This is a genomic window from Amycolatopsis sp. NPDC059657 (assembly GCF_042734395.1).
Taxonomy (GTDB): Bacteria; Actinomycetota; Actinomycetes; order Mycobacteriales; family Pseudonocardiaceae; genus Amycolatopsis.
In genome coordinates, this window is the sequence record NZ_JBHWEB010000110.1 from 22,670 (window position 1) to 31,622 (window position 8,953).

General features: G+C 69.0%; 9 protein-coding genes. 4 read left to right on the plus strand and 5 right to left on the minus strand.

Annotation, left to right across the window (positions count from 1 at the left end; all coding sequences use genetic code 11):
* Positions 1-20: 20 nt before the first annotated feature.
* Positions 21-1,325: a hypothetical protein gene (locus ACFV15_RS38190; protein ID WP_378357033.1), complete on the minus strand. Its 1,305-nt coding sequence runs from the start codon at positions 1,323-1,325 to the stop codon at positions 21-23.
* A gap of 53 nt (positions 1,326-1,378) precedes the next feature.
* Between ACFV15_RS38190 and ACFV15_RS38195 the strand changes: the two genes are divergently transcribed.
* The 3 genes from ACFV15_RS38195 to hisS are packed head-to-tail and all read left to right on the plus strand — an operon-like array spanning position 1,379 to position 4,822.
* Positions 1,379-2,074, plus strand: coding sequence for an LppX_LprAFG lipoprotein (locus ACFV15_RS38195; protein ID WP_378357034.1), 696 nt, complete (start codon positions 1,379-1,381; stop codon positions 2,072-2,074).
* The gene (locus ACFV15_RS38200; protein WP_378357036.1) at positions 2,071-3,546 is read left to right on the plus strand and encodes an MFS transporter; all 1,476 of its coding nucleotides are present in this window, start codon (positions 2,071-2,073) and stop codon (positions 3,544-3,546) included. Before ACFV15_RS38195 ends, ACFV15_RS38200 begins: the two co-directional genes overlap by 4 nt.
* The gene (hisS, locus tag ACFV15_RS38205; RefSeq protein ID WP_378357038.1) at positions 3,539-4,822 is read left to right on the plus strand and encodes a histidine--tRNA ligase; all 1,284 of its coding nucleotides are present in this window, start codon (positions 3,539-3,541) and stop codon (positions 4,820-4,822) included. Before ACFV15_RS38200 ends, hisS begins: the two co-directional genes overlap by 8 nt.
* Here hisS and ACFV15_RS38210 read toward each other — a convergent pair.
* The 4 genes from ACFV15_RS38210 to ACFV15_RS38225 all read right to left on the minus strand — a co-directional run bounded on the left by ACFV15_RS38210 (position 4,785) and on the right by ACFV15_RS38225 (position 8,229).
* The gene (locus ACFV15_RS38210) at positions 4,785-5,981 is read right to left on the minus strand and encodes a sensor histidine kinase (protein ID WP_378357039.1); all 1,197 of its coding nucleotides are present in this window, start codon (positions 5,979-5,981) and stop codon (positions 4,785-4,787) included. The genes hisS and ACFV15_RS38210 overlap by 38 nt on opposite strands.
* Complete coding sequence (locus ACFV15_RS38215) at positions 5,978-6,235, minus strand: hypothetical protein (protein WP_378357040.1); 258 nt, start codon at positions 6,233-6,235, stop codon at positions 5,978-5,980. Before ACFV15_RS38215 ends, ACFV15_RS38210 begins: the two co-directional genes overlap by 4 nt.
* Positions 6,236-6,847: 612 nt before the next feature.
* The gene (locus ACFV15_RS38220; RefSeq protein ID WP_378357047.1) at positions 6,848-7,768 is read right to left on the minus strand and encodes an aldo/keto reductase; all 921 of its coding nucleotides are present in this window, start codon (positions 7,766-7,768) and stop codon (positions 6,848-6,850) included.
* A 50-nt stretch (positions 7,769-7,818) separates the two neighbouring features.
* Positions 7,819-8,229, minus strand: coding sequence for a MerR family transcriptional regulator (locus tag ACFV15_RS38225; RefSeq protein ID WP_091293969.1), 411 nt, complete (start codon positions 8,227-8,229; stop codon positions 7,819-7,821).
* Positions 8,230-8,312: 83 nt separating this feature from the next.
* Between ACFV15_RS38225 and ACFV15_RS38230 the strand changes: the two genes are divergently transcribed.
* Positions 8,313-8,921, plus strand: coding sequence for a TetR/AcrR family transcriptional regulator (locus tag ACFV15_RS38230; RefSeq protein WP_378357041.1), 609 nt, complete (start codon positions 8,313-8,315; stop codon positions 8,919-8,921).
* Positions 8,922-8,953 lie beyond the last annotated feature (32 nt).

Genomic DNA, 8,953 nt, shown 5'->3' on the forward strand with positions numbered 1-8,953 from the left:
GTTAGAACCGGCCATACCACTCACGAGTCCTTCAGCCAAGGCCTCAGGTAGCCCGCCAGGTCGGGGTCCGCACGCTCCAGCAGCGCGTCCAGCCTGGCCCGTTGGGCCGGGCGTGGCTGGAGGTAGGTCAGGCGCTGGCCGTAGCCGTGCGCGAGGCTTTCGCGGGCGATGCGGGCCAGCTCGTCGTCACGGGTGATCGCCAGCCGGAGGTCGGTGATCGCCTGCTCCCACGAACCCCGTTCGCGCAACAGCCGCAGCGCGCCGATCCGGACGAACGGCGCCACGTCGGAGTCGACCAAAGTCCACAAGTGATCCTCGTCGACCAAGGCGGCGTGGTCCGTCAGCGCGGCCACCACCTGACGGCTGACCACCGGCGAATCGGTCAGCAACGGCACCAGCGTCGGCACCGAGACCGCACGGAAGCGCCGCAGCGCGCGGACGACCTCCGCGCGTCCACGCGGGAGCGGGTGCGCGAGCCACGGCAGCACCAGCGAGGCGTCCTCGGGCGTGCCCACATCCGCAAGCCCGCCCAGCGCGCCGACCGACGGCGGATCACCGGCCGCCACCAGCGCCCGATAGCGCGCCGCCGGGTCGCCGCCCGCACGCGTCAACAGATACTGCGCGACCGACCGGACATGACCGCTCCGGTCGTCGAGCGCCGCTTCGAGCAGATCGGTGTGCTCGCGCAGTGCGAAGAGCGCCACCACACGGACGCCGGAAACGCCGCGCCGCAGCAGGATCGAGGCCACCTCCGGCGATCTGCGCACCGCGTCCTTGGCGCACTGAACGCGGATCAGCGTGTCCCGATCGGTCAACGCGGTGTCCACAAGGTCCTCGACGGTCCGCCGGTCCGAGACGATCGCGGACACGGCTTGGCGCGCTTTCGCGTCCGGGATTCGCAGGCACGCGCGGATCAGTTCCGGCGAACCGGCACGCAGGAAATCTTCGAGATTGCCCAGCAGCCAGCGTCCGTGCTGCCGCTCGCCGATGGCCACTGCGACCGGGAGCAGCGCGGGCACCGCGGCCTCCAGGTCCGCGCGCAGGCTCTCGACCAGTGCCCGCATGGCGGCGACGCGCACCTGCGGCACCCAGTCCGCGGCACGCAGCACCAAAGCGGGCAGCAGTTCGGCACGCCCGGCCGCCGCCATGCGCAGGACAGCCTTCTCGCGGACGTGCCCGTCACGGTCGGACGCCTTGCAGATCACGTCGAGCAGGTCGTCCGGCACCAGCTCACGGCCGAGGCCGGCCAGGTTCCGGCCACTGCCCCGCGCGCGCTGGTCGAACTCGACCCACGCCTTGCCTGATCTTTCCCTCTGACTGTTCACAATTCACCCCTGCTTCCCACGGTAACCGGCGCGCGCGTTCTACGATGCTGAATATGTTCAAGCGCCGAACCCTGCTCGGGGCGCTCGCGGTCACCGCGGCGCTGGTCACCGGCTGTTCCAGCGACAGCGAGACGGCCAAGGAGAAACTGCCGGAGGCCGGGCCGCTGATCGCGGACGCCGCGCAGGCGATCGGCGCGGTCAAGAGCGCCCACTTCACCTTGCGGGTCAACGGCGACATCGCCGGGCTGACCGTGCAGTCGCTCGACGGTGACCTCACCAAGGAGGGCGGCTCCAAGGGCGGCGCGAAAGGCACCGGCAAGCTTTCGATGTTCGGGCAGCTGACCGAGGTCGAGTTCACGCTCGCCGGTGAGACGCTCTACATCAAGGGCCCGACCGGCTCGTACCAGAAGGTGCCGATCGCGCTCGGCGCCTCGATCTACGACCCGTCGGCCGTGCTCGACCCGAACCGCGGGATCGCGAAGGTGCTGACCGGCATCCAGAATCCCAAGACCGAGGCCAAAGAGGACATCAACGGCACACCGGCGTACAAGGTCAGCGGCAAGGTGACCAAGGACGTGCTGGCGACGCTGCTGCCCGGCGCTCCCGATGACGCGACAGTCAGCTTCTGGCTCGCTGAAGCCGGGAAACACTTGCCGGTCAAGGCTTCCGCGGTGCTGCCGAGCAACTCCAGCGTGGACGTGACACTGTCCGATGTGGACAAGCCGGTCACGGTCACCCCGCCGGCGTGAACCGTCGCCACGTCGCGATCGGAGCCGGTGGCCTCGCGGTCCTGCTCGGCGCGCTCGACACCTATGTGGTCATCGGGATCCTGCGGCAGATCATCGACGACCTGAAAGTGCCGGTGAACCGGCTGGAGCAGGTCACCCCGATCGTCACCGGCTATCTGCTCGGCTACGTGGCCGCGATGCCGCTGCTCAGCCAGGCCTCCGACCGGTTCGGCCGGAAACTGCTGCTGCAGCTGTGTCTCGCCGGGTTCCTGATCGGGTCCGCGGTGACCGCGCTCGCCGGTGACGTCCCGCTGCTGACCATCGGCAGGCTGGTGCAGGGCACCGCGAGCGGCGCGCTGCTGCCGGTCACCATGGCGCTCGCCGCCGACCTCTGGGCCGAACACCGGCGCACCACCATCCTCGGCGCGGTCGGCGCCGCGCAGGAACTCGGCAGCGTGCTCGGCCCGCTCTACGGCATCGGGCTGGCCGCGGCCGCCGGGTGGCGTGGGGTGTTCTGGGTGAACGTGCCGCTGGCGCTGCTCGCGATGGCCGCGGTCCAGTTCGCGGTGCCGAACACGCACGGCAAGCGGTCCAAAATAGACGTGACCGGCGGCTCGCTGCTGGCCGTCGCGCTGGGGTTGGCCGTCGTCGGCCTCTACAACCCGAACCCGCGTGAGCACGTGCTGCCCGCCTGGGGCTGGCCGACGCTCGCGGGTGCTGCCGTCGCTCTCGTGGCGTTCGTGCTCTGGGAGCGGCGGGCCAAGACGCGTCTGCTCGATATCCAGGACAAGCGGTTCTTCGCGGTGCTCGGCGCGAGCGTCGCCGCGGGTGCCGCGCTCATGGTCACCCTTGTGGACGTCGACCTCTTCGCGCAGACGTTGCTCAGCAAAGACGACCAGGGCAGTGTGCTGCTGCTTCTGCGTTTCCTCATCGCGCTGCCGATCGGCGCCGTCGCGGGCGGGATGCTCGCGGCCAGGTTCGGCGACCGCTGGGTCGCCATGGCCGGCCTGCTCATCGCCGCCGGTGGGTACCTGCTGATCTCCGGCTGGTCCGTCGACGTGCTGACCACGAGCTACCCGCTCGGGCTCCCCCGGCTCGACACCGACCTGGCGATCGTCGGGCTCGGGCTCGGGCTGGTGATCGCGCCGCTGTCCGCCGCCGCGCTCAAGGTCGTGCCGCCCGATCAGCACGGCGTCGCGTCCGCCGGCGTGGTCGTCGCGCGCATGACCGGGATGCTGGTCGGGGTGGCCGCGCTCTCGGCGTGGGGCCTGCACCGGTTCCACAGTTTGACCGCGGGCCTGAACACGCCGATCCCGTTCCTTTTCCCCGACGACCAGGCGTTCCAGCAGGCGCTCACCGCGTACACAGCCGCCGTCAAGGAGGCTCTGCGCACCGAGTACAGCGAGATTTTCGTCATCACGAGTGTCATCTGTGTCCTGGGCGCTTGCGTATCGGTGCTGGTCGGGAGTCGATACGCTGCGAAGCGTGCCTGAGTACCTGCCTGCCGAGCCCTACAAGGGCACCCGTGACCTGCTGCCTGCCGAAACCTCGGTCCGCGCGCAGGTGTTCGGGCTGCTGCACGACGTCATCGAGCGGTACGGCTACGCCCGCTACGACGGCCCGTCACTCGAACCGGTGGAGTTCTACGCACGTGAGTCGGACCAGCAGCTGTTCACGCTCACCGACAAGGGTGGCAACAAGCTCGCGCTGCGTCCCGAGCTGACGCCGTCGATGACCCGCGCGGTCGTGGCAGGCGCGAAGTCGCTGCAGTTCCCGGTGCGCTGGTACAGCGATGCGAACTGCTTCCGCTACGAGCGTCCGCAGCGTGGCCGGATGCGTGAGCACCGGCAGCTCGACGTGGAGATCTTCGGCGCGGCGGGTGTCGCGCGCGAGATCGAGATCTTCGAGCTGATCCACGATCTGCTGGCCGCGCTCGGCGCCACGAAGGACCTGTTCACCATCCGCGTCAACGACCGGAACCTGCTCGCGGCGGCACTCACGGACATCGTCGGCATCTCGCTGCCGCATCTCCCCCTTGTCCTCGCGCTGATCGACCGCTGGGAAGTGACGGAGCCGGAGAAAATCGCGCAGGCCGCCGAGGAGATCGGCCTCGCGGACAAGCAGTTCGAGAAGCTTGGCGAGACGCTGACCGCCGGGCCCGCATTGCTCGACGAGCTACCGGACGAACTCAAGGCGATGTCCACTGTGGTCAAGGTGCTCGACACCGGCCTGGTCCGCTACGACCCGCTGATCGTGCGCGGCCTGCCGTACTACACCTCGACCGTGTTCGAGGTCTTCGACACCTCGCCGGAGAACCGCCGCGCGCTGCTCGGCGGCGGCGCGTTCGACACGCTCGCGAACCTCTTCGGCGACCAGCCGATCCCCGGCATCGGGTTCGCGCTCGGCGACGTCACGCTCATGGATTTCCTGCGCACTCACGACCTTCTGCCGCAGCCGCGCGCCGAGGTCGACGTGGTCGTCGTGCCGGTCAACGAAGAGCTGGCTGACGCGGCACGCACGGTCGCGCGGAAGCTGCGCCAAGCCGGACTGCGCACGTCGACCCCGCTGGAGCCGCGCAAGCTCGGCAAGGAGCTGACAAGGGCTGAGAAGGCAGGCGCGCGGGCGGTCGTCATCGTCGGCCAGGAGGACTGGGACGCCGGGACCGTCACCATCCGCTCGTCGCTCACCCACGAGCAACGCCAGGTCGCCGTCGACGCCGTGGTGGCCGCCGTCAAAGCTCTGGTGATCGGATCGCCGACCGAAGCCTGAGTGTGAAGGTGGCGCCGTCACCCGGCACGCCTTGCGCCGAGATGGTGCCGCCGTGCCCGGCGACGACCTCGCGGACCAGCGCGAGGCCGAGCCCGAACCGCCTGCCGTCGCCGTGCTCGCCCCGCGCGAACCGCTCGAACAACCGCTCCGCGTCGGACTGCTCGAAGCCGACGCCGGTGTCACGCACGCTGATCTCCACGTGCTGACCGTCGGCCACGCCGAGGCGGACAACGATGAGTCCGCCAGGCGGCGTATGCCCGATCGCGTTGTCCAGCAACGCGGTCAGCACGCGGCGCAGCGCCGTCTGCACGCCACGGACCAGATACGGCCGCTCGTCACGATGCAGCTCGATCCGCAGGCCGCGTTCGCTCGCGCGGGGCGCTTCGCCGGCGACGGCTTCTTCGGCCAGCAGGCCCATTTCGACCGGCTCTAATGGCGGATGCCTCGACGCCTGCAACTGCGCGGAAAGCAAGAGGTCTTCGACGACTTCGCCGAGTTCGCGCGTGCCTTTGACGAGCTGCTCCATCTCAGGCCCTGAGTCGCGCCTGGCCAGCAGCTGGGCGCGGGTGTGCAGCCTGGTCAGCGGCGCGCGCAGCTCATGGCTGGCGTCCGCGACGAACGTGCGCTGCCTGCGCAGCGCCTCGCCGAGCGGCCTGATCGCGCGGCCCGCGAGGAAATGCCCGACCAGCGCGGAAACCACGACCACCAGCACCTCGGCCGCGATCAACGCGGTGAGCAGGTGATCCCGGTCGGCGATCTGGTAGTGCTCGTCGAAGAAAGCCTGCACCACCTGGCCGTCCTTGACCTCGGTGACGACCGTGTACACGGTGCCGTTCATGGAAACCCGTTCGGTGACGGGATTCTTGGCCGCGGCGACCGCGCGCCACGTCGCGTCCAGCGGCATCCCGGGAGGCACCGGGGCGGCGGGCGCCCTGCCCTCTTCGGAGAACAGCCACACGCAACCGGGCGGGGTCGTGCCGACGCCGCGTTCGATCGACCAGTCGATCGTGTGCCGCGCGGTCGTGTGCTGGCCGTCGAGCATCACGATCCACGCCACCGCGCCGACCACGGCGACCAGCAGCGAGATCACCGCCCAGATCTGCACGGTGAGCACCCGTCGCGTCCGGCTGAGCATCCGCGACTCGGGATCACGGTTCACAGCGCGCCGATCTGGTAGCCGAGCCCGTGCACGGTCCGCACCACGCCGCCGTCCACGCCGGGCAGCCGCCTGTCGACGACCATGACGTTGTAGCGGCCGGTGAGGCCGAGATGCGGGCCACGCCGCCCGTCGTGGGCGAGGTCGATGCTGTGCCCCTCGCCCGCGAACATGTCCGCGAGGATCGTGGCCGGCTCACGATCGTCTTCGACCGGCAGTAAGCGCGCGAGCCCGGAAGGGTCTGCCACTTCATGCACGCGTTCATCCTGACAGCGTCAGCAAGAAATGAACCCCCTCCTTAGGCGGAAAGGTTCAGACCAGTCAGGTCTCGGCACGCGCACTGGTCGTTTCGGCGTAACGCGGCATCCCGCTCACCGGGGGTCGTGAGTGTTCAGGCCGGTTATTGGGCGGAAGGGCAAAGGGGTCATGTCGTGCTGGGCGACCTTGGCCCGCTTCAGCCCTGGCCACGAAAGAGTGACTGTGGAGGGTTTGCGGCGTTAGGCGACGCAAACCCTCCACACCGGGGCTTGGTGTGTGGGTTTTGCGTCGTCTAACGCCCCAAAACCCACACACCCCAGCCGATCGGGGTCGTGCATGCTCGCGATGGAGCCTAGCCCCGGGCGGGGTCTGCGGTGACGGTTGCGGGCGAGTGGCAACTCTGCTCCGTTAGATGCACCAGAGTTACCACTCGCGGACCCCCCTCGTGAAGCGAGGATGCCCCCGAATGCGTACTACGCACCCAACGGCCCCCTCACTTCAAGCCCGCCCGAGGCTTACGGGCACCCCGCCGGACTTGGTAAAGGAATCCCTCACCAGCCAGCCACATTCGGCTTTCCGCGCAATAGAACCGTCGGGAACACTCACGACCGTTACTTCCCGGCGGCGCGGGCGATCGACTCGGGGTAGCGCTCTCCGGCGACCGCGGACAGCGGCGCCGCGTCTTCGATGGCCTTGATGTCCGCGTCCGAGAGCTCGATCCCGGTGGCGGCGACGTTCTCTTCGAGATACTTGCGGCGCTTGGTGCCCGGAATCGGCACGACGTCGTCGCCGTGGCTGGAAACCCAAGCCAGCGCGAGCTGCCCCGCCGTGACGCCCCGCTCGGCGGCGAGCGCGCGCAACGCCTCGACGATCGCCATGTTCCGCTCGAAGTTCCCCTCGGCGAAGCGCGGCAGGTTGCGGCGCATGTCATCGGCGGGCAGATCGGCGACCGAGGTGACGTTCCCGGTCAGGAAGCCGCGCCCCAGCGGCGAGAACGGGACGATGCCGATCCCCAGCTCACGGCAGACACCCAGTACCTCGTCCTCGATGCCCCTGGTCCACAGCGACCACTCGCTCTGCAGCGCCGTCACCGGGAACACCGCGTGCGCGCGCCGGATCGACTCGGCCGAGGCCTCGGAGATACCGGCGTACCGGATCTTGCCCTCGGCGGCGAGCTCGGCCAGCGCGCCCCAGGTCTCTTCGATGTTCTCGGGGTCGACCCGGTGCTGGTAGTAGAGGTCGATGTGGTCGACGCCGAGGCGCCGCAGCGAGTCCTCGCAGCACTGCTTCACGTACGCCGCGCCCCCGCGCGCCTTCATTCCGCCGTCGGTCCAGGTGATCCCGAACTTCGACGCCAGCACCACCTGGTCGCGCCGGTCCGCGATGGCACGGCCGACCAGTTCCTCGTTGACCCCGTCGGCGTACACGTTCGCCGTGTCCAGCAGCGTGACGCCCAGTTCCAGCGCGCGGTGGATGGTCGCGATCGACTCGTCGTCGTTGTCGCGCACCCCGTACGCCTGGCTCATCCCCATGCAGCCGAGCCCCTGTGCGCTGACCTCGAGCGCGCCCAGCTTCTTCTTGATCACGCTGACAATCCCTCCACCACAGGCTCGAGGCCCAGCACGTCGCGGTGCTTGCGCTCGATCTGGTCGTAGTTGTCGATCTTGTAGTTGAGAATCTCCATGCACGACTGGAGTTCGGCGATCCGCGAGGCGACCGCCTGCCGCTGCTCGACCAGCAGCGCCTTGCGCCTGCCGGCACTGGCCGTGCCACGGTGGCGCAGTGAGGCGTACTCACGCATGCTCTTGATCGGCATGCCGGTGGTACGCAGCTTGGTCAGGAACTCGAGCCACGTGAGGTCGGCGTCGGAGTACGCACGCCTGCCCGCCGTGTCCCGCGCGGGCGGATCCAGCAGCTTGATGCGCTCGTAGTACCTCAGGGTGTCGATCGACAACCCGCTACGGCGAGCGGCTTCCGCAATCGAGTAGCTCATGCTCTGACGGTACGACCTGGAGTGCACTCCAGGTCAAATACGAAGGTCATGTTCCGTAACAGCGTCCGCGATAGACTCCCGCCATGCCTCGCCCCAAGACCCACGACGAAGCCTTGCGAGTCAAGCTACTCGACCGCGCTGGCGTGCTTCTTTCCACCGAGGGCCCCAAGGCGCTGAGCCTGCGGAAACTCGCCGCCGACGTCGACACGTCGACCACCGCGGTGTACTCGCTCTTCGGCAGCAAACCGGATCTGGTCAGCGCCCTCTACATCGAGGGATTCCGGCGTTTCGGACGACGTCTCGCCGCGGTCCCCCGCACGGGTGACGCGATCGAGGACCTGGTCCAGCTCGGCCTGGCGTACCGGGCCAGCGCGCTCGCGGACCCGCACCTGTACCCGATCATGTTCACCAAATCGGTCCCCGGCTTCGAGCCGAACGAGGAAGCGGTCCGCCTGGCCGCCGAAGCCGCCAACGCGCTCGCGGTGATCGTGCAGATCGGCGTCGACGCCGGCGTGTTCATCGACGTGCCGCCGACGTCGATCGCGGTCGGCTGCTGGGGCATCGTGCACGGCCTGGTCACCCTGGAGCTCAACGGCAACCTGCCGCCGGACTTCGAGCCGGAGCAGGGCTACGCGGACGCGCTGCGCGCCAACGCCCGTGGCTGGCTCAAGCCCGAGGTCTTCGGAGCCTGAACGTTGTCGTGAGTGTTGCCGACGGTTGGAAC

What these genes read in the sequence shown, in the direction of transcription:
- ACFV15_RS38195 (WP_378357034.1), top strand. Translation starts at nt 1,379, where the DNA reads ATGTTCAAGCGCCGAACCCTGCTCGGGGCGCTCGCGGTCACCGCGGCG.
- ACFV15_RS38230 (WP_378357041.1), top strand. Translation starts at nt 8,313, where the DNA reads ATGCCTCGCCCCAAGACCCACGACGAAGCCTTGCGAGTCAAGCTACTC.
- ACFV15_RS38220 (WP_378357047.1), bottom strand. Translation starts at nt 7,768, where the DNA reads ATGGGGATGAGCCAGGCGTACGGGGTGCGCGACAACGACGACGAGTCG.
- ACFV15_RS38225 (WP_091293969.1), bottom strand. Translation starts at nt 8,229, where the DNA reads ATGAGCTACTCGATTGCGGAAGCCGCTCGCCGTAGCGGGTTGTCGATC.